The following is a 25009-nucleotide window of genomic DNA, read 5'->3' as shown; positions in this document are numbered from 1 at the left end:
ATGTTTCACGTGAAACAATCTGATTTCGATGTCATCGTTGTTGGCGGTGGCCACGCCGGTGCCGAGGCCGCGCATGCGGCCGCGCGCCTTGGTGCGCGCACCGCGCTTGTGACGTTGCGGCGCGACAGCATTGGCGTCATGTCCTGCAATCCGGCCATTGGTGGGCTTGGAAAAGGCCATCTGGTGCGCGAGATTGATGCAATGGATGGCGTAATGGGCCGCGTGGCGGATTGTTCCGGCATCCAGTTTCGGCTTTTGAATCGCAGAAAGGGCCCCGCCGTGCAGGGCCCGCGCGCGCAATCGGATCGCAAGGTTTATCGCGAAACGATGCAAAGCGAGCTTGTGTTGCTGCCCAACCTTGTCATCGTCGAAGGCGAAGTGACCGATTTCATCATGGATCGGGATCGCGTCAGCGGTGTAAAGCTGGCCGACGATGTCGACTTGCGCGCCGGGGCGGTGGTATTGACCACTGGTACCTTCCTGCGGGGCGTCATCCATATCGGCAACGTGTCCCGGCCGGGTGGTCGTATGGGCGACAAACCGTCGGTGCCTTTGGCGCATCGTATTGACAGCTTCGGTTTGCCCCTTGGCCGGCTGAAGACCGGAACGCCGCCGCGCATTGATGGGCGGACGATTGCCTGGGATCGGCTTGAGTCGCAGCCGGGCGATGATGATCCGGTGATGTTTTCCTTCTTGTCGAAGTCACCGCCACTGCGTCAGGTTGCCTGCGGTATCACGCATACGAATGAACGCACACACGAGATCATCCAGAAGAACCTTGAAAGATCCGCCATGTATGGCGGCCATATCGAAGGTGTCGGGCCTCGGTATTGCCCGTCGATAGAAGACAAGGTCGTTCGCTTTGCGGACAAGACGTCTCATCAGATTTTCCTCGAGCCTGAAGGGCTTGATGATCATACGGTCTATCCCAACGGCATATCGACCTCCTTGCCCGAGGATGTGCAGCGTGACTATGTCCACTCGATTGTGGGTCTGGAAGACGCGGTTATTCTGCAACCCGGCTACGCCATCGAATATGACTATGTGGACCCCCGTGCGCTTGACCTGCGTCTGGCTGTGCGGACGGTTCCAGGGCTGTACCTGGCTGGTCAGATCAACGGCACGACCGGGTACGAGGAGGCGGCAGCGCAAGGTCTGGTCGCTGGCTTGAACGCGGCGTCCGAGGCCCTTGGTCGGGATGCTGTCACCTTCAGTCGTTCCGACAGCTATATCGGCGTGATGATCGACGATCTTGTGTCGCGCGGCGTGACGGAGCCTTACCGCATGTTTACCTCCCGCGCGGAGTTTCGCCTGTCGTTGCGGGCGGATAACGCCGATCAGCGCTTGACGCCAAAGGCAATGGCAATCGGTTGCGTGGGTTCGGCAAGGGCTGAGTCGTTTTCGAGAAAGATGGATGCACTTGTTGCAGGACGACGTCTGCTTGACCAAAGCAGCCATACGCCAAAGGCGCTAAACGGTCTGGGGTTGGCCTTGAATCAGGATGGCGCGCGGCGCTCTGCCTTTCAGTTGTTGTCCTATCCCGATGTGACTTTTGCTCATCTGATTCAGCTTGATGCGTCGCTGGAAATTATTTCACCCGAGATTCAAGAACAGCTGGCCAAGGATGCACTTTACGCCACCTATATTGAGCGGCAGCAGCGTGATGTCGATGCGATCCGGCGGGATGAAATGCAGGAAATCCCGGCGGATTTCACGTTTTCCGGCATTGATGGTCTTTCGAACGAGTTGAAAACAAAGCTGGCGCGCGCTCGACCAGCCAATTTGCATCAGGCCGCGAAGATCGATGGAATGACGCCGGCTGCACTGACGCTGATCTTGGCGAAGCTTCGCCAGGCTCGCCGAGAGAGGCTTGCGTGACTCCAGTGTCCGCAGAGGATCTGAATGTTTCACGTGAAACATTTGACAGGCTGCAATGCTATGCGTCGCTTCTTGAAAAGTGGACCCTCAAGATCAACCTGATCTCGCGGTCCAGTGTGCCGTTCATCTGGTCCCGACATATACGCGACTCGCTTCAGGTTTACAGGGCGGGGCCAGATACCTTTGACAGCTGGGTTGATCTTGGCAGTGGAGGCGGGCTGCCGGGCGTCGTCGTGGCAATATTGGCTGCGGAATCTCCCGCCCAGAAGGCGGTGCGACTTGTCGAGAGTGATGGAAGGAAGGCTGCTTTCCTCAGGACAGCCCTGCGCGAAACAGCCGTTCCGGGCAGCGTCATCTGTGAAAGGATCGAAGCGCTTTCGCCGCAGAATGCAGATGTGTTGTCGGCCCGCGCGCTTGCAGATCTGAAGACGCTGCTGGGTTTTGCAGACAGGCATCTTTCGCCTACAGGCGTCGCGCTTTTTTCTAAAGGCGCAACCTGGGAAAAAGAGGTTGAAGAGGCAAGGCAGGAATGGTCATTCTCCTGTCAAGCCGTTGAGAGTGAAACGGAAAAGGGATCCGTGATCCTGAAAATCGGAGATATAGCACGTGTCTGACCCGCTTCGCCCGCCCGGGCCGCGAATCATTGCAATTGCGAACCAGAAGGGTGGGGTCGGCAAGACCACCACGACAATCAACCTGGGTGCTGCCTTGGCGAAGCTGGGTGTAAAGGTATTGGTTGTTGATCTTGATCCACAAGGCAACGCATCGACCGGTCTTGGGATCGAGGTCGATGACCGGGAGTACACCACCTATGAGCTTTTGCTGGATGACGTCAGCCTGTCCGAAGTGATCAAGCCTACTGCGAATGCGGGGCTGTTCATCGTGCCTGCGACCGTCGATCTGAGTTCGGCCGATGTCGAGCTGGTATCCAATGAAAAGCGCAGCTTCCTGCTCCATGACGCGCTACGTCAGTATGCGATGGATGACCTTGCCTTTGACTATGTACTGATCGATTGCCCGCCATCGCTGAACCTGTTGACGGTCAATGCCATGGTCGCCGCGCATTCGGTTCTGGTCCCCCTGCAGTCGGAGTTCTTTGCGCTCGAGGGTTTGTCGCAACTGATGCTGACTATTCGCGAAGTCCGTCAGACCGCGAATGAGGCGCTGCGTATCGAAGGTGTTGTGTTGACCATGTATGATATACGCAACAACTTGTCTCAGCAGGTCGAAGCCGACGCGCGTGAAAACCTGGGAGAGCTGGTGTTCAGCACGGTCATCCCGCGCAACGTTCGACTATCCGAGGCCCCGTCTTTCGCCCAGTCCGTTCTGGATTATGATCCTGAGTCCAAGGGCGCACGGGCATATCTGGATCTTGCAAAAGAGCTATTGAAAAACCATGGCCGTGCGGCCGTCAGTGAGGGTGTAGCAACATGACCGACAAAAAGCCGAAAACCCGTGGTTTGGGCCGTGGTTTGTCCGCGTTGATGGCCGATGTTGCTGTTCAGGATGATCGTGGCGACTCTGCCCAGGCACGCCGCCCTGATTTTCTTGTACCGATCGAAAAGGTCTTCCCAAACCCACAGCAGCCCCGTCGAAGCTTCGTTGCCGAGCAATTGGAAGATTTGGCGGCCTCCCTGCGCGAAAAGGGGATCATTCAGCCGCTGATCGTCCGTCGGCGCGCGCAGCAAGACGGCACATTCGAGATCGTTGCCGGCGAACGTCGCTGGCGCGCTGCACAGATGGCGCAACTCCATGAGCTTCCCGTGTTGGTGCGAGATTTCGACGATGTCGAGGTGCTGGAAATCGCGATCATCGAAAACATTCAGCGTGCAGACCTGAACCCGATGGAAGAAGCCGTCGGCTACAAGCAGTTGATGGAAAAGTTTGGTCACACACAAGAAAAGCTGTCTGACGTCCTTGGGAAAAGCCGTAGCCACATCGCCAACCTTGTGCGTTTGCTGCAATTGCCGGATGAGGTTCAGGCCTATCTTCGCGAGGGAAAACTGTCCGCGGGTCACGCGCGCGCCTTGATTACGGCCAAAGATCCGGCCGCTTTGGCACGCAAGGTGATCCAGGGTGGTTTGTCGGTTCGTGAAACCGAGCGTCTTGCAAAGGCTGAAGACAAGCCTGCCGGCACAGGTGGCGATGCAGAGACCAAGAAGCGTAGCGCCCCTGAGAAGGATGCCGACACGCGGGCGCTTGAGGCGGATCTGTCAGCGAACCTTGGTATGAAAGTCTTGATTACGCATGATAATGGGCAGGAATCGGGTCTGATCTCGATCCGGTATGACTCGCTGGATCAATTGGACGAGCTTTGCCAAAAGCTTGGGTCCTGACAGGATCAGTTGGTCAGCAGGTCCGACAGGATGGCATTCAGAACCATGCGGCCTTGCCGCGTGACAGTGATGCGGTTGCTGTCTTTCTCGATCATGCCAAGCGCTGACAGGTGATCAAGCCTGTCCTGGGGCAAAGCTCTGCCGGCAAGTGATTGAAATCGTGAAGGATCAATCCCTTCGGCCAGGCGCAGGCCCATCATCAGGAATTCGTTTGCCTGGTCATCGCCGGAAAGCGGCAGACGTTCCTTTTCGCAGGTGCCGTTGTCCACGGCAGCAAGCCATTTGCCCGGGTTGCTCCATGCCTCGATCGCGTGACGTTGGCCGTTCAGCGTCAGGCGACCATGTGCGCCCGGACCAATGCCAACATAGTCGCCATAGCGCCAATAGACCCTGTTATGCCGGGATTCGGCCCCCACGCGGGCATGGTTCGATACTTCGTAGGTCAAGAAACCGGCATCTTCGCAGATGTCCTGCGTTGCCTGGTACATGTCTGCCGAAAGTTCGTCAGCAGGAAGCCCCTTTAGTTTGCCGCGTGCGTACCGATCGCCGAAGGCGGTGCCCTCCTCGATTGTCAGCTGATACAGGGACAGATGGTCTACAGCCATGCCAAGTGCTTGTTTCAGCTCTGTTTTCCAGTCGGCCAGTGATTGGTCCTGCCGGGCATATATCAGATCGAAACTGACCCTATCAAAGTGATCACGCGCTATGTCAAAGGCCGCCATCGCCTCGGCCGTTGAATGGATGCGGCCTAGTCTTTGCAGATCCTTGTCGTTAAGTGCTTGAATACCCATGGAAATCCGGCTGACGCCTGCCTCGGCATAGGCTTTGAAGCGGCCCGCCTCCACCGATCCTGGGTTGGCTTCCAGCGTGACTTCCAGATCATTTGCCTGTGGCCAATGATGTCTGATCCGTTCAAGCACCCCTGCGACGACATCAGGGTTCATCAAGCTGGGCGTTCCGCCGCCAAAAAAGATCGAGGTCAGTACGCGCCCCGGTGTTTCAAGGGCATATCGGTCGATTTCCCGCTGATAGGCTGCAAGCCATCTTGTCTGGTCGATTTCCCGCGCGACATGGCTGTTGAAGTCGCAATAGGGACATTTGGCCTGGCAGAATGGCCAATGCAGGTAGATGGCGAAACCGCCCTGTTGCCAATCTTCAGCCAAAGCAACCAGCCACCAGTTTCCGGAAAGCATCGGCGCGGTGGCTGATGCGGTTCTTTTCCCAGCGATCCATTTCAGCAAATGTCTGGTCGTAACCGTCCGGCTGAAAAATCGGATCGTAGCCATGCCCCTGATCGCCGCGCATGGGCCAGACAACCTGCCCGGGCATCACGCCTTCAAACACCTCGTCGTGACCATCGGGCCAGGCAAGCACAAGGGTGCAGCAGAATTGCGCCCGTCGTGGATAGGGCGCATTCGCCGCTTCCAGCGCGTCATGGGCGCGGGTCATGGCCATGATGAAGTCGCGCCCGTTAGGGGTTTCCGCCCAATCCGCCGTGTAAACGCCGGGCGCACCGCCCAGTGCATCGATTGCGATCCCCGAATCGTCCGCCAGTGCGGGTAAGCCCGTTACCTGCGCCGCGGCATGGGCCTTGATCCGGGCATTCCCGATAAAGGTCGTCTCGGTCTCGTCCGGCTCTGGCAGGTTCAGATCGGCCGCGCCGACAACTTTGACATCAAAAGGGGCAAGCAGATCGGCAATCTCTTCCAGTTTGCCCTTGTTATGAGTGGCAACCAGAAGACGATCACCCGAGAACCTACGCATCGACAGCCGCCCTTTGCGCTGCGACAAGGCCCTTCACGCCAATTTCTGCAAGATCCAGAAGCTCGTTCATCTGCGCGCGGGAATATGTGGCGCCTTCCGCAGACATCTGAACCTCGATCAGTTTTCCGCTGGCCAGCATGATGAAATTTCCATCCACGCCAGCTTCGCTGTCTTCGGGGTAGTCCAGATCAAGAACCGCCTGGCCTGCGTAAATCCCGCAGGACACCGCCGCCACGGGTTCGATCAGCGGATCACTGATCACCGCGCCTGTCTTCATCAGCTTGTCCACGGCCAGACGCAGCGCGACCCAGCCGCCCGTAATCGATGCACAACGTGTTCCGCCATCGGCCTGGATCACGTCGCAATCAACAGTGATCTGGCGTTCGCCCAGCGCCACACGATCGACGCCCGCACGCAGCGAACGCCCGATCAGGCGCTGGATTTCAACAGTCCGGCCGCCCTGTTTGCCGCTTGCCGCTTCGCGACGCATCCGGCTTGTGGTAGACCGGGGAAGCATTCCATATTCCGCCGTGACCCAGCCAAGGCCGCTTCCCTTGATGAAAGGGGGCACGCGATCCTCGATCGTTGCGGTGCACAGCACATGGGTATCGCCCATGCGGATCATGCAAGAGCCTTCGGCGTGCTTGGTCACGCCGGTTTCGATTGAAATCGGGCGCATTTCACTTAGTTTTCTGCCAGAGGGGCGCATGTCGGAACCTTTCCTGAGTTATCGCCGGGGATACAGTCCACAGAGGCCGAAACGCAAGCCTGATTGACCTTTCCGACACAAGCTCTTTAATGGTGCTCCATCAGGAAAGCCCGCGATGACCGAAGGAAAATCCATCCTCGATGAGATGAACGACCGCTCGCGCGAAGTGTTTCGCCGCGTTGTCGAAGGCTATCTGGAAAGCGGCGATCCTGTCGGCAGCCGAACCTTGACGCGCACCATGTCGGAAAAGGTCAGCGCGGCGACGATCCGCAACGTGATGCAGGACCTGGAATATCTCGGGCTTCTGGGCAGCCCCCATGTCAGCGCAGGCCGCATTCCGACGCAGCGCGGGCTGCGGATGTTCGTCGATGGTTTGCTGGAGGTCAGCGACCTGAACGAACAGGACCGCATCAAGATCGATGAAACACTTGGCAGCAATACGTCAGACGTGACCGGTATGCTGGACAGGATCAGCACGGCCTTGTCTGGCGTCACACGCGGTGCGTCACTTGTGCTGGCGCCAAAGCACGAAGCGCCGATCAAGCATGTGGAATTCGTCAACCTGGGGCACGATCGTGCGCTTGTGGTTCTGGTCTTTGCCGATGGGCATGTCGAGAACAGGCTGTTCACGCCCCCCGCAGGTCAGACGCCTTCATCCATGCGCGAAGCCGCGAATTTCCTGAATGCGTTAATCGAAGGGAAAACCCTTTCCGACCTGCAAACCGCCATCCGCCGCGAGATACACGCGCGTCGCCAGGAAATCGACAGTTTGGCCCATGCTTTGGTGGAAAGCGGCATCGCCCTGTGGGCCGGTGACGGGGATGCGCCAGAGCGTCTGATCGTCAGGGGGCGGTCGAACCTGCTTAGCGCTGCAGGCGGTGACGAGGAGCTGGACCGTATCCGCCATCTGTTCGATGATCTCGAAAGAAAGAAAGACATCGCCGAGTTCCTGGACCTTGCCCAGGAAGGTGAAGGTGTGCGCATTTTTATCGGGTCAGAGAACAAACTTTTCTCACTTTCGGGTTCCTCTTTGGTGGTCAGTCCATATATGAACGCTGATCGGAAGATCATCGGCGCGGTTGGGGTCATTGGACCCACGCGCCTGAACTATGGACGGATTGTGCCGATCGTGGACTACACGGCACAACTGGTCGGGCGCATGATATCCGACCGGAAATAGAGGTGAGTTATGGCAGAGCCGAAGAAAGACGATTTCCTTGATGATATCGAAGCCGCCGAGGCCGAGGAATATGCCGAGGATTCGATCGAGTATAGCGACGAGGCAATCGAACTGGATACCCTGCGGGCAGAACGCGATGAGCTGAAAGACCGGTTCATGCGCGCCCTTGCGGATGCCGAGAATGCCCGCAAGCGTTCCGAAAAGGACCGTCGCGAAGCAGAACAGTATGGCGGATCCAAGCTGGCCCGGGATCTGTTGCCGGTGCACGACAACCTCAAGCGCGCCCTTGAAGTTGCCACGGACGAACAGCGCGCGAGCTTTGGTCCCTTGCTGGAAGGCGTGGAGCTGACGCTGCGCGAACTTCTGAGCGTGTTTGGAAAGCACGGCATCAAGGTCATCAGCCCGCAGGTCGGCGACCGTTTCGATCCGCAGATGCATCAAGCGATGTTCGAGGCGCCTGTGCCGGGCACCAAGGCCGGTGACATCATCCAGGTATCGGGCGACGGGTTCATGTTGCATGACCGTTTGTTGCGCCCGGCCCAGGTCGGTGTTTCTTCGATGCCCGCAAGCTGACGAAAAGCCACCTACAAGATCAGGAAAAGGGGCGTCGCGATCAGGTCTGCGACGCCTCTTTCAATTCATAGATCAGTTGAAGCGCTTCTCGCGGGGTCAGCTCATCTGGATGAATCGCCTGCATGCGGTCCTCCAGCGCCGAAGACTTTTGCGGTGGTGGTGCCGGGGGCGGCGCCGCCATCGAGAAAAGCGGCAGATCGTCTATGATGGCCTTTTGCTTACCCGCGCCTTCGCGTTCGCCCTTTTCAAGCGCATCCAGAACGACACGTGCGCGGCTGACCACGGCGTCGGGAAGCCCTGCCAGTTTCGCGACCTGAACACCGTACGACCTGTCAGCGGCGCCTTTTCGCACTTCGTGCAGGAAGATGACGTCGCCCTCAAATTCCTTGACGGTGACGGTCGCGTTGTCCACACGTTCAAGCTTTCCGGCCAGGGCTGTCAGCTCGTGGTAATGGGTCGCAAACAGGGCGCGACATCTGTTCACGTCATGAAGATGTTCCAGTGTTGCCCATGCAATCGACAGACCGTCATAGGTGGCCGTGCCGCGCCCGATTTCATCCAGGATCACAAGCGCATGATCGTCAGCCTGATTGAGGATGGCTGCCGTTTCCACCATCTCCACCATGAAGGTCGACCGCCCGCGGGCCAGATCGTCCGACGCGCCCACACGGCTGAAAAGCTGGCTCACCAGCCCGATTTCGGCGCGGGAAGCAGGTACGAAACTGCCGATTTGAGCCAGTAGCGCGATCAAAGCTGTTTGCCGCAGGAATGTTGATTTCCCCGCCATGTTCGGACCCGTCAGAAGCCAGATATCCGTGCCATCGCCCAGGTCGCAATCATTTGCAACGAAAGGCGCGCCGCCCTGCTTGCGAAGCGACTGTTCGACAACCGGATGCCGCCCGCCTTCGATCAGCAGGCGGCGCGATTTGTCCACAAGCGGCCTGGTCCAGTTTTCACCGCGTGCGAGATCGGCAAGCGCGCTGGATAGATCAAGTTCTGCAAGGGCCCGTGCTGTGCCGCCGATGCGGGCAGCGCTATCCAGAATTGCATCTTTCAAGGCGGAATAGAGCCGCTTTTCGATCTCCAGCGCCTGGCCGCCAGCGTTCAGGATGCGGGTTTCCATTTCGGTCAGATCAGGCGTGGTGAAGCGAAGCTGGTTTGCCGTTGTCTGCCGGTGCCGAAATATATCGGACAGCGGTTCGGACAGCATTCGCTCGGCATGTGTTGCCGTCACTTCGATGAAGTAGCCCAGAACATTGTTATGCTTGATCTTGAGGGACTGGATGCCTGTCTGGCTGGCATATTCGGTCTGCATTCTTGCGATAACCGAGCGCCCCTCGTCCCGCAGGGCGCGCATTTCGTCCAGTTCGCTGTCGTGACCCGCAGCAATGAACCCACCATCCCTTGCCAGAAGCGGCGGTTCGGCGACAAGCGCCTGGCCAAGCAGGTCGATCAGCACATCGTGACCCCCAAGCGCGCGTGCGGCGCCTGAAAAAAGTGCAGGCAGGTCGTGGCCCTGCAGCAATGTGGCGATCCTGTCGGCCTGTTCCAGGCCGTTGCGGATCGCCGCAAGGTCACGTGGACCACCGCGATCCAGTGCAAGGCGTGACAACGCACGGTCCAGGTCCGGCACCTTGCGAAGCGCCTCGCGCAGATCATCCCCAAGCCGTCTGTTGTCATGGATAAACGCCACGGAATCGAGCCTGTTATTCACCGTTTCCAGATCGCGGGCCGGGCTGGACAACCGCCGCTCAAGCAGCCGCGCACCGCCAGCCGTTACCGTGCGATCTATCGCAGACAGAAGCGCACCCGCCCGTCCACCGCCAAGCGCATGGGTCAGTTCCAGATTGCGCCGCGTCGCGGCGTCGATCTGCATGACCCCGGCTTCGGCTTCCCGCACGGGCGGGCGCAGCAGCGGCAGCTTCCCCTTCTGGGTGATGTCCAGGTATTCGACCAAGGCGCCCAGGGCCGACACCTCTGCGCGGGAAAACGTGCCATAAGCATCAAGCGAACCTATCCCGTACAGCGTACACAGGCGTTTTTCCGCCGCGGTGCTGTCAAACGCCGCGCGGCCCAGCGGCGTCAGGGATGCGCCCGATTCAGTCACGATTCCGGCCAGATCTGCCTCTGCCGCTTCCGAGATGACAACCTCTGACGGCATCAGCCGCGCCAGTTCCGGCCCCAGCCTGACGGGTGCAATCTGCATCACATGGCATTCACCCGTGGAAATATCGACCCAAGCCAGCGCCGCATCGTCCCGCACAACGGAAAAGGCGCAAAGGTAATTGTTGCGCCGCGCTTCCAGCAGGGATTCCTCGGTCAGCGTTCCGGGGGTCACCAACCGAACCACATCGCGCTTGACCACGGATTTCGATCCGCGCTTCTTGGCCTCTGCCGGATCCTCAAGCTGCTCGCAAACCGCGACGCGGAAGCCCTTGCGGATCAGGGTCAACAGGTAACCTTCTGCGGAATGGACGGGCACCCCGCACATCGGGATGTCCTGCCCGTCATGCTGACCGCGTTTTGTCAGCGCAATATCCAGCGCCTGAGAGGCGGCAACGGCATCCTCAAAGAACATCTCGTAGAAGTCGCCCATCCGGTAGAACAGAAGCGCTCCCGGATATTGCGTCTTGATCCCCAGATATTGTGCCATCATCGGCGTGGTGGCGGCTTGGTCTGCTGTCACGGCGTCCCCTCGTTTTCTTGGCAGACCTTACAAATCTCGTATCTTTGGTAAAAGGCAAAAACGCAAAAGCGTTGAGGCGCGGCTTCGGGCAGGCTAAGACGCTTGAACCCTCAGAAAGAACAGGCCGTAGCGTATGACAAAGACCAGACTGACCCGCGAAGAGGCTCTTGCCTTTCACATGGAGCCGACGCCCGGCAAGTTCGAAATCACCGCGACCGTGCCGATGGCCACGCAGCGCGACCTTAGCCTGGCCTATTCGCCGGGCGTAGCCGTCCCCTGCGAGGAAATCGCCGCGGCGCCTGAAACGGCCTATGATTATACAAACAAGGGTAATCTTGTGGCCGTGATTTCCAACGGAACGGCGGTTCTGGGTCTGGGCAATCTTGGCGCGCTGGCATCCAAGCCGGTGATGGAGGGCAAATCTGTTCTGTTCAAGCGCTTTGCCGATGTGAACAGCATCGACATCGAACTGGATACTGAAGACCCTGAGGCCTTCATCAACGCGGTTCGCCTGATGGGGCCGACCTTCGGCGGCATCAACCTGGAGGACATCAAGGCGCCCGAGTGCTTCATCATCGAGCAACGTCTGAAAGAAGTGATGGATATCCCTGTCTTTCATGACGACCAGCACGGAACGGCAGTGATCTGCGCCGCCGGCCTCATCAACGCCCTGCATCTGTCAGGCAAGAAGATCGAAGATGTGCGGATCGTGTTGAACGGGGCGGGTGCGGCAGGGATCGCCTGCCTGGAACTGCTCAAGTCGATGGGCGCCAAGCACGACAACTGCATCATGTGCGATACCAAGGGCGTGATCTATCAGGGCCGTACCGATGGCATGAACCAATGGAAATCGGCCCATGCGGCGCGCACCGATCTGCGTACGCTGGAAGAGGCGATGAAAGATGCAGATGTGTTCCTTGGCGTATCGGCCAAAGGCGCCGTCACGCAGGCCATGGTCGAATCCATGGCGCCTGATCCGGTCATCTTTGCCATGGCCAACCCGGATCCCGAAATCACACCGGAAGAGGCACATGCCGTGCGCCCCGATGCGATCGTGGCGACAGGACGTTCGGATTACCCGAACCAGGTGAACAACGTGTTGGGCTTTCCTTACCTGTTTCGCGGGGCCCTCGACATTCACGCCCGCGCCATCAATGACGAGATGAAGATCGCCTGCGCCGAAGCGCTGGCCGAACTCGCGCGCGAGGATGTACCCGACGAGGTTGCGATGGCCTATGGCCGTAACCTGAGCTTCGGGCGCGATTACATCATTCCCACGCCTTTCGACCCGCGACTGATCTATCGTATCCCGCCTGCCGTGGCGCGTGCCGGGATGAAGACCGGCGCCGCGCGCCGTCCGATCATCGACATGGACGCCTATGAGGTCAGCCTGAAAGGCCGGATGGACCCGACCGCCAATATCCTGCGTGGTATCCACGCACGTGCGCGGGCGAACCAGGCGCGGATGATCTTTGCCGAAGGGGACGATCCGCGCATTCTGCGTGCAGCGGTGATCTATCAGCGGTCCGGGTTGGGCAAGGCCCTTGTGGTAGGCCGTGATTACGATGTGAAGGCCAAGCTGGAGGCCGCAGGCATGGCCGATGCCGTGGCTGAACTGGAAGTCGTGAATGCGGCAAACACCCCGCATCTGGAAATGTACAAGGATTTTCTTTACCAACGCCTGCAGCGCAAGGGCTTTGACCGGCACGATATTCATCGGCTGGCGGCGCGCGACCGGCATGTGTTTTCGGCTCTGATGCTGGCCCATGGGCATGGCGATGGCCTTGTGACCGGCGCCACCCGCAAGGCGGCGCATGTGATGGAGCTGATCAATCACGTCTTCGATGCGGACGCGGCACATGGTGCGGTTGGGGTGACGGCGCTGCTGCACAAGGGTCGGATCGTGCTGATCGCGGATACGCTGGTGCATGAATGGCCCGATGAGAACGACCTTGCCACCATCGCCCAGCGTGCCGCCGATGTTGCGCGGGATCTGGGGCTGGAGCCCCGCGTTGCCTTTGTCAGCTTCTCGACCTTCGGGTATCCCCGATCGGAAAGGGCCGAAAAAATGCATCGTGCCCCCCGTGTCCTTGAAACGCGCGGTGTGGATTTCGAATTCGAAGGCGAGATGACCGTTGATGTGGCGCTGAACCCAAAGGCGCAGGCGACCTATCCTTTCCAGCGCTTGACGGGACCTGCGAACATCCTTGTGGTGCCGGCGCGACATTCCGCTTCGATCTCTGTCAAGCTGATGCAGGAAATGGCCGGGGCAACTGTCATCGGCCCGATTCTGTCTGGCGTCGATCAGTCCATCCAGATCTGTTCGACCAGCTCGACAGCCAATGACATTCTGAACATGGCGATGCTGGCGGCCTGCAAAGTGGGCTGATTGCAACAGCGGGGGGCGGAATGGCGATCTACAATCTCGGGTCTATCAACGCCGATCTTCTCTATTCCGTCCCGCATTTACCGCGGCCGGGTGAAACGCTGGCTGCAACTGGGTTTCGTCGCGGATTGGGCGGCAAGGGGGCCAACATGTCCGTTGCTGCGGCGCGCGGCGCGGCGCATGTGGTGCATATTGGCGCTGTCGGGCCCGACGGGCGTTGGGCGCGGGATCTTCTGACTGAATACGGTGTCGATACGCGCCATATCAGCGTCGTGGATGACGTCACGGGGCATGCCATCATCCTGCTTGATCCGGCGGGCGAGAATACGATCGTGATCAATCCGGGCGCAAACCATGCCATGACAGAAGACCAGATCGGTCTGGCGCTGTCAGAGGCGTCCCCCGGTGACATCCTCTTGATGCAGAACGAAACGACCCATCAGGCATTTTGCGCCAAAACAGGGTCTGATCTTGGGCTGCGCGTCATTTATGCGGCCGCGCCATTCGACGCGGAAGCAGTCAGGGCTCTTCTGCCTGTCATGGATATGCTGGTCCTGAACGCGGTCGAGGCGGATCAGCTTCAGCAGGCACTTGGCATGGCGCCCGATGCGCTGGGCGTCTCTGATGTCATCGTGACGCTCGGGGCTGATGGGTGTCGATGGTTTCACGCTGAAACAGGGCAGGTCAGGGACTTTCCCGCCCTTCCCGTGACACCCGTGGATACCACCGGGGCAGGGGATACCTTTACCGGCTACCTGCTGGCGGGTCTTGATCGCGGGCAACCCATGGAGCAGGCCATCGGCCTGGCAACCAAGGCGGCGGCCTTGATGGTGACCCGCATCGGCACCGCCGATGTGATCCCCGATCTGCTTGAGATCCAGCAGATGACCCAGCCCCGGTAAAGCCGCTTTTCGCGGTCGATGTTCCGGTCTAGCCTGCCGTTGAAACCAGGAGGCCCATATGACGGATCATGTGACAACGCATCAGGCGGCGGAAGATGCCCGGAACGAGACGATCAGGATCTGGCTGAACGGACAGATTGTTCCCAAGGCCCAGGCCATGGTCAGCGTTTATGACAGCGGCTTCATGCTTGGCGATGGCGTATGGGAGGGAATCAGGCTCTATAACGGGAAATGGGCGTTTCTCGACGAACATATGGACCGCCTTTTCGAAGCAGCAAAAGCGATTGATCTTGATATAGGTCTCAGCCGGGATCAGGTCATTCAGGCTGTGTTAGACACGCAAGCCGCCAATGAGATGACCGAAGATGCCCATGCAAGGCTGATGGTGACCCGAGGGGTCAAGACACGGCCCTTCCAGCATCCGTCACTGTCCCGGCAGGGTCCGACAATCGCGATCATCATGGAACATTCCAAGCCCAGCATTCCGCGGCCGATCCGCCTTGCGACAGTGCCGCATCTGCGCGGCCTTCCCATGACTCAGGATCCCAAGCTGAACAGCCATTCGAAACTGAACTGCATTCTGGCCTGTATCGCCGCCGAAAAGGCAGGCGCTGACGAGGCCCTGATGCTTGACCTGCATGGCTTTGTGAACACCACCAACGCCTGCAACTTCTTTATCGTGCGAAAGGGTCAGGTCTGGACCAGCACCGGGGACTATTGCATGAACGGCATCACCCGCCAGAAAGTGATCGACCTGTGTCGCGAAAACGGGATTCCGGTTTTTGAGCGGAACTATTCCCTGGTCGATACCTACGGTGCGGATGAGGCGTTTCTGACCGGGACATTCGGCGCGCAGACCCCAGTCGGGAATATCGACGGGCGACAGATCGGAGAGGGCCAGATGGGGCCCGTCACCAAACATATCAGGATGCTGTATCAGGCTCTGATTCAGCGGGAAACAGCCTGATCATGCGGATTGCGATGTGGTCAGGGCCGCGTAATCTTTCGACGGCGATGATGTATTCCTTCGGGGCGCGGTCTGATTTTGCCGTCGTGGATGAACCCTTTTACGCGGCCTACCTTGCGCGCACCGGTCTTGAACATCCGATGCGCGAACAGATACTTCGGTCGCAATCACGGGATCCCGATGAGGTGGCCGCGTTGCTGACCGGGCCGATCCCCGAGGGAAAGCCGCATTTCTATCAAAAGCACATGACGCAGCACATGATCGCAGACATGCCGCGGGACTGGATGAACCAGATGCGCCATGTATTCCTGATCCGTCACCCGGCCCGTGTTGTGGCCAGTTTCGGGGCGAAATACGACAATCCCACCCTGGCCGACATCGGATTTACCCAGCAGACCGAGATTTACGAACAGCTTGTGGCGCAAGGACTGAACCCGCTGGTGATCGATTCCGCCGATATCCGGCGCGACCCGATGACCATGTTGACCCGTCTGTGCAATGCGCTTGGCCTGCCTTTCGATCCCGCGATGCTCTGTTGGCCGAAAGGCGGGCACCGGTCGGATGGCGTCTGGGCAAGCCACTGGTACGGCGCGGTGCACGATTCGACCGGATTTGCCCCGGCGGAAGGCCCGCTTCCGGTTCTGTCGGGCGATGCTGCCGAACTGGTGCGGCAGGCTTTGCCTCACTTCGAGGCGCTGAATGCGAAAAAACTCTAGAAAGCTGAACTGGCCTGAAACTTTCCCGGTCCTTGATGCGTGACTTCTTCACGAGGGGTGAAAACCCCCTGAGAACGCATAAAAGGAGAGGTTCCTATGATGAAATTTGTTTTGGCCGCAGCATTCACCGCAGCTTCAAGCATGGCGATGGCTGCCGGTGGCATGGCCCAGATGGTCGATGCCATGGATCAGGATGTGTCCGGCGGCACCGTTACGGCATCCAAGGTCATGGCTGACGTAAACGGATGGCTGGTTGTCCACCGCACCGATGCAGAGATGAAGCCGGGTCCGGTGGTTGGATACGCACCGCTTCGCAAGGGTGAAACCTCTGATGTGGCGGCTATCCTGACGGAAGAGGTCAAGCCGGGCGACATGCTGATGCTGATGATTCACGCAGAGGAAGGCGGCATGCAGACCGGCATCTTCGAATACACGCTTGGCGCCAAGGAAGACGGCCCCATTCGCGTGGATGGCAAGCTTGTGATGGCGATGATCACCGCAAAGTAAGGTCCATGGCCTGATCGCCGACGGCGGATCAAACATGAAAAGGGCGGCATCTTTACAGGTGCCGCCCGTTCGTTTTCCAGATCGCCGGAAAGATCAGCCTTTGATGCGGCGATTCCGGGTCGCGATCAGTTTCAGCCGCAGCGCGTTCAGGCGGATGAAGCCCTGCGCGTCTTTCTGGTCATATGCGCCGGCGTCATCCTCGAAGGTCACATGCGCTTCGGAATAGAGGCTGTGATCGGACCAGCGACCCACACAGGTTGCCAGACCCTTGTAGAGCTTCAGCCGCACCGTGCCGGTCACATGTTCCTGGCTCTTGTCGATCAAGGCTTGCAGCATCTCGCGTTCGGGGCTGAACCAGAAGCCGTTGTAGATCAGCTCGGCATAACGGGGCATGATGCTGTCTTTCAGGTGGCCTGCGCCCGCATCAAGCGTGATCTGCTCGATCCCGCGGTGTGCCTCAAGCAGAACGGTGCCGCCGGGTGTTTCATAGATGCCGCGCGACTTCATGCCGACAAAGCGGTTTTCCACGAAATCCAGACGCCCGATCCCGTGCTTTCCGCCCAGCTCGTTCAGTTTGGTCAGGATCGTGGCGGGGCTCATCGCCTCGCCATTGATTGCCACGGCATCACCGCGCTCGAAGCTCACTTCGATGTATTCCGGGGTATCGGGCGCGTCTTCCGGCGAAACGGTGCGCTGATAGACGTATTCGGGCGCCTGTTCGGCCGGGTTTTCCAGCGCCTTGCCCTCGGAAGATGTGTGCAGCAGGTTTGCATCCACACTGAAGGGCGCTTCGCCCCGTTTGTCCTTGGCGATCGGGATCTGGTTCTTTTCGGCAAACTCGATCAGCTTGGTGCGGCTGGTCAGGTCCCATATGCGCCAGGGGGCGATCACCTTGATTTCCGGGTTCAGCGCATAGGCGCTCAGTTCGAACCGTACCTGGTCATTGCCCTTGCCGGTCGCGCCATGCGCCACGGCATCGGCACCGGTTTCGGCGGCAATCTCGACCAGACGCTTGGAGATGAGCGGACGTGCGATAGAGGTGCCAAGCAGATAAAGCCCTTCGTAAAGGGCATTGGCGCGGAACATCGGAAAGACGAAATCGCGCACGAATTCTTCGCGGACATCTTCGATGAAGATATTTTCGGGCTTGATCCCCAGCAGCTCGGCCTTGGCGCGGGCGGGCTCCAGTTCCTCGCCCTGGCCCAGATCGGCGGTGAAGGTCACGACCTCGCAGCCATATTCGGTTTGCAGCCATTTCAGGATGATCGAAGTATCAAGGCCGCCTGAATAGGCCAGCACGACTTTCTTGGGCGCGGACATGTGGTTTTCCCCAGTGAATGCGTTTTGCGGCGATTACCGGGTTTTGTGACGCAGGGCAAGGAGGCCGCCATTCCGCAGCTTTGACTTGCGCGATGCGTCAAGCTGCGCCAGAGATCGGAAATGACCCAGTTTCAAGATCAGGCTCGCGCAGCCGAACGCGCCATGCGCGAGGTTTTTCCCGCGACCCCGCTGTTGCGCAACGCGCATCTGTCCGAAAGGTTCGAGGCCGACATCTGGCTGAAGCGTGAAGATCTGTCGCCCGTGCGGTCCTATAAACTGCGGGGCGCGTTCAACGCGATGCGAAAGGTTCTGGCCGCCGATCCCGGCCGGCGGCTGTTTGTCTGCGCCTCTGCGGGCAACCACGCGCAGGGTGTGGCCTTCATGTGCCGGCATTTCGGGGTCAAGGGCGTGATCTTCATGCCTGTCACCACCCCACAGCAGAAAATCCAGAAAACGGGAATGTTCGGTGGCGATGCGGTCGAGATCAAGCTGAAGGGCGACTATTTCGACGATACGCTTGCATCGGCACAGGCCTATTGCGCCAAGGAAGGCGGGCATTTCCTGTCGCCATTCGATGATGCCGACGTGATCGAGGGGCAGGCTTCCGTCGCGGTCGAGATCCTGGACGAGATGGGACAGGTGCCCGATCACATCCTGTTGCCTGTTGGCGGTGGAGGACTGTCCGCAGGGGTGCGAAGCTTTTTCGGCACTGATCCCGCCTATACCTTCGTTGAACCGCTGGGTGGCGCAAGCCTGCAGGCGGCCCTTTCAGTGGGGCGCCCCGTGATGCTGGACAAGGTGAATACCTTCGTCGATGGCGCGGCGGTCGCCTGCATCGGCACGCAGACTTTCGCGCGGCTCAAGGATGTATCGCTGCATGATGTCGTCACCGCGCCCGAGGACCGGATCTGCACAACCATCCTTGAAATGCTGAACGTCGAGGGTATCGTGCTTGAACCAGCAGGCGCGCTGGCAGTTGATGCGCTGGTGGATGTCGCCGACCGGATCAAGGGCAAGACCGTGGTTTGCATCACATCGGGCGGGAACTTCGATTTTGAACGCCTGCCCGAGGTGAAGGAGCGTGCACAGCGCTATTCGGGTGTGAAGAAATACTTCATTCTGCGGATGCCGCAGCGCCCTGGTGCGCTGAAGGAATTTCTGAACATCCTTGGCCCGGATGACGATATTGCCCGCTTCGAATACCTCAAGAAGTCGGCGCGCAATTTCGGCTCGGTCCTGATCGGGATCGAAACGACGCGGCCCGAGAATTTTACCTCCTTGCTGTTCAAGCTGAACAAGGCGGGCTTCACCTATCGCGACATCACCAATGATGAAACGCTGGCCGAATTCCTGATCTGATTGCCTCTGGGCGGTGTCATCATCCGATCTGCGCCAGAAGCGTGTGATGGCGTGCGGTAAAGTCTGCGCGCACCGCGACAGGCGGGCGCAGCTGGATGGAAAGGCCCCGGATCAGAGTCTGATCCGGCTTGCCGAACAGCTTATCGGCTTCGGTCATGCTGAAGCCTGCTATCTCGATCGCTTCCATCCACGCGCTGACCCGATCCGCTTGCTTGATCTGCTTCTTTATTTCGGCGGGAATGGTCGCTGGCAGCCCGAAACGGATATGGATCGCGGCGGTCAATCTTGTATCCAGGTCCTCGTATCCGGGTCCGACGGCGGATTTGACCGGGCTGATCATGTCGCCGATCACATATTCCGGGGCATCGTGCAGCAAGGCCGCTAGCTGCCATTTGGGCGCGATGCCCGGCGCCATCCGGCTGAACAGTGTTTCCACAAGAAGCGAATGCTCGGCCACCGAATAGGCATGATCACCACGCGTCTGCCCGTTCCAGCGCGCGACGAAGGCAAGGCCGTGGGCAATATCCTCGATCTCGATATCGACCGGGGTTGGATCCAGCAGGTCAAGACGGCGGCCTGACAACATTCTCTGCCAGGCACGGGGCGGTTTTGACATGACTCCTCCGACGTTCAATCAGGCTCTTTTGACCAGCTTGAACCGTTTGGCGCAAGCCCGCCACGACAGGCATGACATTTTCCGCAGACGGGCTAGTTTGGTGCAGCGTTGTGGCGAAGATGAAAGAATGATACGCGCTGCGCGAAATGAGTTTGCATGAAGGGTGCCCAGATGGCCAATGATTACATCGTCAAGGATATTGCGCTTGCCGCCTATGGCCGGAAAGAGCTGGATATCGCAGAAACCGAAATGCCGGGCCTGATGGCCTGCCGCGCTGAATACGGTGAAACCAAGCCGCTCAAAGGTGCGCGCATTGTCGGATCGCTGCACATGACGATCCAGACCGCCGTGTTGATCGAAACACTGGTGGCGCTGGGCGCCGATGTGCGCTGGGCGTCCTGCAACATCTTTTCCACGCAGGATCACGCGGCCGCGGCCATCGCCGCAGGCGGAACACCCGTTTTCGCGATCAAGGGTCAGACGCTGGAAGAGCATTGGGATTACCTCGACAAGTCCTTCATGTTCCCCGAAGGCGCCAACATGATCCTTGATGATGGTGGTGATGCCACGCTTTACGTGCTGCTGGGCGCGCGCGCGGAAGCCGGCGAAGAGATCATTCCCGTGCCGCAGTCCGAAGAAGAAGAAGTGATCAAGGCCCAGATCAAGAAGCGTATGGCGGCCAGCCCCGGTTGGTTCACAAAGACCCGCGACGCGATCAAGGGCGTGTCCGAGGAAACCACCACGGGCGTGCACCGTCTTTATGACCTGCACAAGAAGGGCCTTCTGCCGTTCCCCGCGATCAACGTGAACGACTCGGTCACCAAGTCGAAGTTCGACAACAAATATGGCTGCAAGGAATCTCTGGTTGACGGCATCCGCCGCGCGACCGACACGATGATGGCCGGCAAGGTCGCCGTCGTTTGCGGTTATGGCGATGTTGGCAAAGGATCGGCCGCGTCTCTGCGTGGTGCGGGCGCCCGTGTGAAAGTAACCGAAGTTGATCCGATCTGCGCGCTTCAGGCCGCCATGGACGGGTTCGAGGTTGTGCTGCTGGAAGATGTTGTCGGCAGTGCCGATATCTTCATTACCACGACCGGCAACAAGGACGTGATCCGCATCGACCACATGCGAGCGATGAAGGACATGGCAATCGTTGGCAACATTGGCCACTTCGATAACGAGATTCAGGTCGCCGCCCTGAAAAACCACAAGTGGACCAACATCAAGGACCAGGTCGACATGATCGAGATGCCTTCGGGCAACCGCATCATCCTTCTGTCCGAAGGGCGTCTGTTGAACCTTGGCAACGCAACCGGCCATCCGTCTTTCGTGATGTCGGCCAGCTTCACCAACCAGGTGCTGGCCCAGATCGAGCTGTGGACAAAGGGCGACGAGTACAAGCCGGGCGTCTACATCCTGCCGAAGGCGCTGGATGAAAAGGTGGCCCGCCTGCATCTGGACCGTATTGGCGTGAAGTTGACCAAGCTTGATCCCGATCAGGCCGCCTATATCGGCGTCACGCCCGAAGGCCCCTTCAAGCCGGAACACTATCGTTACTGACCGAAAACAGACGTTCAAATGCAACGGCCCGCTTCCTGGCGGGCCGTTTTGCATTCAGATTTCGGAAAAAACATTGAGTGTTGTTGAAGACTCGCTAACCTTTCGCTTGGACCGATGGGATGCATTGGCCGTGGTACCAAAAAATTTGACTGGTAAGGGAGCTAGGAATGGGAAAGCGTGACGATCTGATTGCGAAATACGCAAGCGATCTGAAGAACAAGTGCGGCATGGAGCCTGATATGGTCCTGCTGACAAAAGTCACGATCGGCTGCGGCCCGGCAATCTACAACGCTGATGCCGAAACGGTGGCCTCCTCGCAGGAGAGCGAACTGGAAACCGTGAAGAACAATTTCCTCATCAAGAAGCTTGGACTGCCCGACAGCCCCAAGCTGATGGAGGCGATCAATTCTGTCGTGGAAACCTACGGCAAGTCAGAGCGGAACAAGTACCGCGTCGTGGTTTATTACATGCTGACCAAGCATTTCGGCAAGGAAGCTGTCTACAAGTAAGCGGCGGAAAATACGTGAGAAGCCCGCCAGGTGTGTGGGCCTCTCACTGTTCAGAAAATTTTCGGCACTTGGCGTTTGCACAGTCGTTGGACTGTGGCTAACTGTTTGATGTCGGGCCAGTATGGCCGGAACCTAATCCAGTGATCACGTGTGGTGTGTAGGGAGCACGTGGGGTGACGGGGGGTTCTGGCCTTGGCCTTTGCCCCCCGTTTATATCGGTGTCACACGCCCAAACCGGCAAGGCCACAGACGATGGCCCACTCCTCTGCCGTGACGGGCTGCACGGAAAGTCGCGAATTTCGCACCAGGACCATTTCTGCCAGCCGCGGGTCGCCCTTGATCTGTTCAAGCGTCACCGGTGTCTTCACTGGTTTGACGGCCTTGATATCCACGCATTCCCAGCGAGGGTCATCTGTCGTGCTGTCGGGATGTGCGGGGTTGATCACCTCGACGATGCCGACCACGGCTTTTTCATCCTGCGAATGGTAGAAAAACCCAAGGTCGCCCACTTCCATCTCGCGCATGAAGTTCCGCGCCTGATAGTTTCGCACCCCGTTCCATTCCTCGCCGCTTTCGCCCTTGGCCAGCTGATCGTCCCAGCCCCAGGTCGAAGGTTCCGACTTGAACAGCCAATAGCGCATCAGCCGATGACCTTTTTCCAGGCAATCAGCTCGACATCCTGAAAAAGACCAGCCTTGGAATAGGGATCGCCCGCGGCCCAGCGCCTTGCGGCCTCCATATCCTCGACCTCGAGGATCAGCAGAGATCCGATCATCTGTTCATCCTTGTCCAGTAGGGGTCCGGCCTGCCGCACCACGCCGGTCTGTGTGACGTAATCCAGATGTGCAGCGCGATTGGCCAGCCGTGTTTCAAGGGCGCCGGGTTTGTCCCGCGCGATAAGGGCGATGTACATTCATTCCTCCTTCAATGGACGTGACAATAGCATGTCCATGGCTTGGCGTAGCTGGATCTTGCCGTCAAGCAGCGCCACGACGGCGGCGGTGATCGGCATTTCCAGCCCTTCTTCGGCGGCCCGCTGCAAGGTGGCACGCGCCGTGGCGGCGCCTTCAACTGTAATGGTGGGGTCGAAGGCCTCGTTTTTGCCCAGTGCCATGCCAAACCGCATGTTACGGCTTTGCGGACTTGTGCAGGTCAACACAAGATCACCGAAGCCTGACAGCCCGGACAGGGTATCTGGGCGGGCCCCGAGGGACAGCGCCAACCGCTGCATTTCGGCGTACCCCCGCGTCATCAGCGCAGCACGCGCGCTGTCACCCAGCCCGGCACCTGTCACAGCGCCTGCGGCAATGGCGATCACATTCTTCAAGGCGCCGCCAAGTTCGGCGCCGATCGTGTCTGTTGTGCGATAAATTCGCAAATTCCGCGTCGTCAGAGACTGCTGAAGGACGATCCCCTTTTCAGGATCCGCACAGGCCAGGGTCAACGCGGTAGGCAAACCCCTGGCAATATCGCGCGCGAAACTGGGTCCGGTCAGTATCGCGGCCGCGCTGTCTGGAATCATTTGCCGCAGGATTGCGACAGGACCCATTGTCGTGCTCAGTTCGATCCCTTTACAGCATGCGACCAGGTCGCGCCCCTCGAGGGTTGCACGATGCTGCTTGATCACATCGCGCATCTGCTGCATCGGCACCGCCAGAAGCACCGGGCCGGTGCCTGCCGGAATGGTGGTATCAATGGCAAGGAACTGCGGAAGAGGAATACCAGGCAGGCGATGTGCGTTTTCGCGGGCAAGCCGCATCGCGGATACCTGTTCATGGTCTCTTGACCACAGGGTCACCGGATGACCCGCCTCGGCGAGTGAAATCGCAAGTGCCGTGCCGAATGCGCCCGCGCCCATCACCGTGATCATGCCTTGGCTCCCTTTTTTCCACTGCCCAGAAGCGCAGGGCTTGATCTGTCGAGGGGCCAGCGTGGCCTTGCGGCCAATGTCAGGTCATCGCACAGGCCCGCACGATACTTTTCCATTCCGGCATAGGCGATCATCGCCGCGTTGTCGGTACAGAGTGACAGGGGCGGCGCGATGAAAAGAGCGCCCATTTCAGCTGCAACAGACTCTAGTTTGCTACGGATCAGGCTGTTGGCTGCCACCCCGCCAGCGACAGAAAGAACAGCAACGGCCGGAGCGTCAGCCAGATAGAGGCGAAGTGCCCTGCGCGTTTTTTCGGCCAGCACATCGGCAACGGCCATCTGGAAGCCTGCACAAAGATCCGCCCTGTCGACCGAAGTCAGCCCGCCCTTTTCATCCACGATGCGGTCACGCGTCCGCAACAGGGCGGTCTTCAGCCCGGAAAAGGACATGTCGCATCCTTCGCGGTCCAGCAGTGGCCGAGGAAAGGCGTAGCGCGCCGGATCGCCGTTGCGCGCCTCTGCTTCGACCGAAGGTCCGCCGGGTTGCGGCAGGCCAAGAAGGCGGGCGGTCTTGTCGAATGCCTCACCGGGCGCATCGTCGATGGTGCCGCCCAACCGGGTGAAATCATCGACGCCTCGGACCAGAAGAAACTGACAATGTCCGCCTGACACCAGCAGCATAAGGTAGGGATAGTCGATCCGCTCAGTCAGCCGTGGCGTCAGGGCGTGCCCCGCAAGATGGTTCACCCCGATCAGTGGCAGGCCCGCGCCCACAGATAGGCCCTTGGCGCACATGACGCCTGCCAGGACACCGCCGATCAGGCCGGGCCCTGCGGTAACCGCGATGGCATCCATGTCGGAAAGGCTCAGGCCCGCTTGTGACAGAGCCTGTTTCACGCAGATATCGATTTTTTCGGCATGAGCGCGCGCGGCGATTTCAGGGACGACGCCACCGAATGCCGCATGAAGTTCAGTCTGCCCCAGCACGATGGAAGACATGATTTCCGCCGGTTGCGTGCCGCGCTGCCTGACCACCGCCGCGGCGGTATCATCGCAGCTGCTTTCCAGACCCAGTATCGTCAGCGTCTTGGCCATTGGTCGTTCAATCCTGCCAGAACCGGCCCTGAACATTGCAAGACCACCGGTTGCGAGGTAACACCAGACAAGGATGC

Annotated in this window: 24 protein-coding genes; 14 read left to right on the top strand and 10 right to left on the bottom strand. The window is 59.2% G+C overall.

Annotated elements, in window-relative coordinates; all coding sequences use genetic code 11:
• From mnmG to ACFQ3C_RS10670, 4 genes are read left to right on the top strand one after another with little or no spacing between them, the layout of a single operon-like run.
• Nucleotides 1–1878 (top strand): tRNA uridine-5-carboxymethylaminomethyl(34) synthesis enzyme MnmG, encoded by a 1878-nt coding sequence (mnmG, locus tag ACFQ3C_RS10685; RefSeq protein ID WP_380791524.1) that lies wholly within the window; start codon nucleotides 1–3, stop codon nucleotides 1876–1878.
• Nucleotides 1875–2492: a 16S rRNA (guanine(527)-N(7))-methyltransferase RsmG gene (gene rsmG / locus ACFQ3C_RS10680; RefSeq protein ID WP_380791522.1), complete on the top strand. Its 618-nt coding sequence runs from the start codon at nucleotides 1875–1877 to the stop codon at nucleotides 2490–2492. The genes mnmG and rsmG overlap by 4 nt, the downstream gene beginning before the upstream one ends.
• Nucleotides 2485–3312 carry a ParA family protein gene (locus tag ACFQ3C_RS10675; protein ID WP_380791520.1) on the top strand — a complete coding sequence of 276 codons (828 nt, stop codon included), beginning with the start codon at nucleotides 2485–2487 and terminating at the stop codon, nucleotides 3310–3312. The genes rsmG and ACFQ3C_RS10675 overlap by 8 nt, the downstream gene beginning before the upstream one ends.
• Complete coding sequence (locus ACFQ3C_RS10670) at nucleotides 3309–4214, top strand: ParB/RepB/Spo0J family partition protein (protein WP_380791518.1); 906 nt, start codon at nucleotides 3309–3311, stop codon at nucleotides 4212–4214. The genes ACFQ3C_RS10675 and ACFQ3C_RS10670 overlap by 4 nt, the downstream gene beginning before the upstream one ends.
• Nucleotides 4215–4219: 5 nt before the next feature.
• Here ACFQ3C_RS10670 and hemW read toward each other — a convergent pair whose 3' ends face one another.
• Genes hemW through rph form a run of 3 tightly spaced genes read right to left on the bottom strand, consistent with a single transcriptional unit; the run spans nucleotide 4220 to nucleotide 6687 of the window.
• Nucleotides 4220–5407: a radical SAM family heme chaperone HemW gene (hemW, locus tag ACFQ3C_RS10665; RefSeq protein ID WP_380791516.1), complete on the bottom strand. Its 1188-nt coding sequence runs from the start codon at nucleotides 5405–5407 to the stop codon at nucleotides 4220–4222.
• Nucleotides 5370–5978 carry an RdgB/HAM1 family non-canonical purine NTP pyrophosphatase gene (gene rdgB, locus ACFQ3C_RS10660; protein WP_380791514.1) on the bottom strand — a complete coding sequence of 203 codons (609 nt, stop codon included), beginning with the start codon at nucleotides 5976–5978 and terminating at the stop codon, nucleotides 5370–5372. The genes hemW and rdgB overlap by 38 nt, the downstream gene beginning before the upstream one ends.
• Nucleotides 5971–6687 (bottom strand): ribonuclease PH, encoded by a 717-nt coding sequence (gene rph, locus ACFQ3C_RS10655; protein ID WP_380791512.1) that lies wholly within the window; start codon nucleotides 6685–6687, stop codon nucleotides 5971–5973. Before rph ends, rdgB begins: the two co-directional genes overlap by 8 nt.
• A gap of 115 nt (nucleotides 6688–6802) precedes the next feature.
• Between rph and hrcA the strand changes: the two genes are divergently transcribed.
• Nucleotides 6803–7867 carry a heat-inducible transcriptional repressor HrcA gene (gene hrcA / locus ACFQ3C_RS10650; RefSeq protein WP_380791510.1) on the top strand — a complete coding sequence of 355 codons (1065 nt, stop codon included), beginning with the start codon at nucleotides 6803–6805 and terminating at the stop codon, nucleotides 7865–7867.
• Nucleotides 7868–7876: 9 nt separating this feature from the next.
• Nucleotides 7877–8440, top strand: a complete 564-nt coding sequence (locus tag ACFQ3C_RS10645; RefSeq protein WP_380791508.1) for a nucleotide exchange factor GrpE — start codon at nucleotides 7877–7879, stop codon at nucleotides 8438–8440.
• A gap of 40 nt (nucleotides 8441–8480) precedes the next feature.
• Here ACFQ3C_RS10645 and mutS read toward each other — a convergent pair whose 3' ends face one another.
• Complete coding sequence (gene mutS / locus ACFQ3C_RS10640) at nucleotides 8481–11096, bottom strand: DNA mismatch repair protein MutS (RefSeq protein WP_380792125.1); 2616 nt, start codon at nucleotides 11094–11096, stop codon at nucleotides 8481–8483.
• Between the two features lie 163 nt (nucleotides 11097–11259).
• On the opposite strand from mutS, the gene ACFQ3C_RS10635 reads away from it, so the two are divergent.
• The 5 genes from ACFQ3C_RS10635 to ACFQ3C_RS10615 all read left to right on the top strand — a co-directional run bounded on the left by ACFQ3C_RS10635 (nucleotide 11260) and on the right by ACFQ3C_RS10615 (nucleotide 16604).
• A complete protein-coding gene (locus tag ACFQ3C_RS10635) occupies nucleotides 11260–13515 on the top strand; it encodes an NADP-dependent malic enzyme (protein ID WP_380791506.1) in 2256 nt (751 codons plus the stop codon).
• Between the two features lie 20 nt (nucleotides 13516–13535).
• Nucleotides 13536–14414, top strand: coding sequence for a ribokinase (locus ACFQ3C_RS10630; RefSeq protein ID WP_380791504.1), 879 nt, complete (start codon nucleotides 13536–13538; stop codon nucleotides 14412–14414).
• 58 nt (nucleotides 14415–14472) lie between these two features.
• A complete protein-coding gene (locus ACFQ3C_RS10625; RefSeq protein ID WP_380791502.1) occupies nucleotides 14473–15381 on the top strand; it encodes a D-amino acid aminotransferase in 909 nt (302 codons plus the stop codon).
• 2 nt (nucleotides 15382–15383) lie between these two features.
• Nucleotides 15384–16097 (top strand): sulfotransferase-like domain-containing protein, encoded by a 714-nt coding sequence (locus ACFQ3C_RS10620; RefSeq protein WP_380791500.1) that lies wholly within the window; start codon nucleotides 15384–15386, stop codon nucleotides 16095–16097.
• A 99-nt stretch (nucleotides 16098–16196) separates the two neighbouring features.
• Complete coding sequence (locus ACFQ3C_RS10615; RefSeq protein WP_380791498.1) at nucleotides 16197–16604, top strand: DUF7282 domain-containing protein; 408 nt, start codon at nucleotides 16197–16199, stop codon at nucleotides 16602–16604.
• A 93-nt stretch (nucleotides 16605–16697) separates the two neighbouring features.
• Here the strand turns inward: ACFQ3C_RS10615 and ACFQ3C_RS10610 are convergent, their stop codons facing one another.
• Nucleotides 16698–17924: an argininosuccinate synthase gene (locus tag ACFQ3C_RS10610; protein ID WP_380791496.1), complete on the bottom strand. Its 1227-nt coding sequence runs from the start codon at nucleotides 17922–17924 to the stop codon at nucleotides 16698–16700.
• Between the two features lie 120 nt (nucleotides 17925–18044).
• Here ACFQ3C_RS10610 and ilvA point away from each other — a divergent pair, with 120 nt between their 5' ends.
• On the top strand, nucleotides 18045–19283 hold the full coding sequence (gene ilvA / locus ACFQ3C_RS10605; RefSeq protein ID WP_380791494.1) for a threonine ammonia-lyase IlvA: 1239 nt from the start codon (nucleotides 18045–18047) through the stop codon (nucleotides 19281–19283).
• A gap of 19 nt (nucleotides 19284–19302) precedes the next feature.
• Here ilvA and ACFQ3C_RS10600 read toward each other — a convergent pair whose 3' ends face one another.
• Nucleotides 19303–19899, bottom strand: a complete 597-nt coding sequence (locus ACFQ3C_RS10600) for an HD domain-containing protein (RefSeq protein ID WP_380791492.1) — start codon at nucleotides 19897–19899, stop codon at nucleotides 19303–19305.
• A 171-nt stretch (nucleotides 19900–20070) separates the two neighbouring features.
• On the opposite strand from ACFQ3C_RS10600, the gene ahcY reads away from it, so the two are divergent.
• Nucleotides 20071–21459, top strand: coding sequence for an adenosylhomocysteinase (gene ahcY / locus ACFQ3C_RS10595; RefSeq protein ID WP_380791490.1), 1389 nt, complete (start codon nucleotides 20071–20073; stop codon nucleotides 21457–21459).
• A gap of 167 nt (nucleotides 21460–21626) precedes the next feature.
• The gene (locus ACFQ3C_RS10590; protein WP_380791486.1) at nucleotides 21627–21968 is read left to right on the top strand and encodes a DUF2853 family protein; all 342 of its coding nucleotides are present in this window, start codon (nucleotides 21627–21629) and stop codon (nucleotides 21966–21968) included.
• Between the two features lie 221 nt (nucleotides 21969–22189).
• Here ACFQ3C_RS10590 and ACFQ3C_RS10585 read toward each other — a convergent pair whose 3' ends face one another.
• Genes ACFQ3C_RS10585 through tsaD form a run of 4 tightly spaced genes read right to left on the bottom strand, consistent with a single transcriptional unit; the run spans nucleotide 22190 to nucleotide 24932 of the window.
• Entirely contained in the window at nucleotides 22190–22609 is a 420-nt protein-coding gene (locus tag ACFQ3C_RS10585; RefSeq protein WP_380791484.1) for an EVE domain-containing protein, read from the bottom strand.
• On the bottom strand, nucleotides 22609–22881 hold the full coding sequence (locus tag ACFQ3C_RS10580; protein ID WP_380791482.1) for a YciI family protein: 273 nt from the start codon (nucleotides 22879–22881) through the stop codon (nucleotides 22609–22611). The genes ACFQ3C_RS10585 and ACFQ3C_RS10580 overlap by 1 nt, the downstream gene beginning before the upstream one ends.
• On the bottom strand, nucleotides 22882–23838 hold the full coding sequence (locus tag ACFQ3C_RS10575) for an NAD(P)H-dependent glycerol-3-phosphate dehydrogenase (RefSeq protein ID WP_380791480.1): 957 nt from the start codon (nucleotides 23836–23838) through the stop codon (nucleotides 22882–22884).
• The gene (gene tsaD, locus ACFQ3C_RS10570) at nucleotides 23835–24932 is read right to left on the bottom strand and encodes a tRNA (adenosine(37)-N6)-threonylcarbamoyltransferase complex transferase subunit TsaD (RefSeq protein WP_380791478.1); all 1098 of its coding nucleotides are present in this window, start codon (nucleotides 24930–24932) and stop codon (nucleotides 23835–23837) included. The genes ACFQ3C_RS10575 and tsaD overlap by 4 nt, the downstream gene beginning before the upstream one ends.
• Nucleotides 24933–25009 lie beyond the last annotated feature (77 nt).

Source organism: Seohaeicola saemankumensis, assembly GCF_042678485.1.
Classification (GTDB): domain Bacteria; phylum Pseudomonadota; class Alphaproteobacteria; order Rhodobacterales; family Rhodobacteraceae; genus Seohaeicola; species Seohaeicola saemankumensis.
The sequence above is the reverse complement of the archived record's forward strand: the minus strand, read 5'-3'. Positions and strand labels throughout refer to the sequence as shown.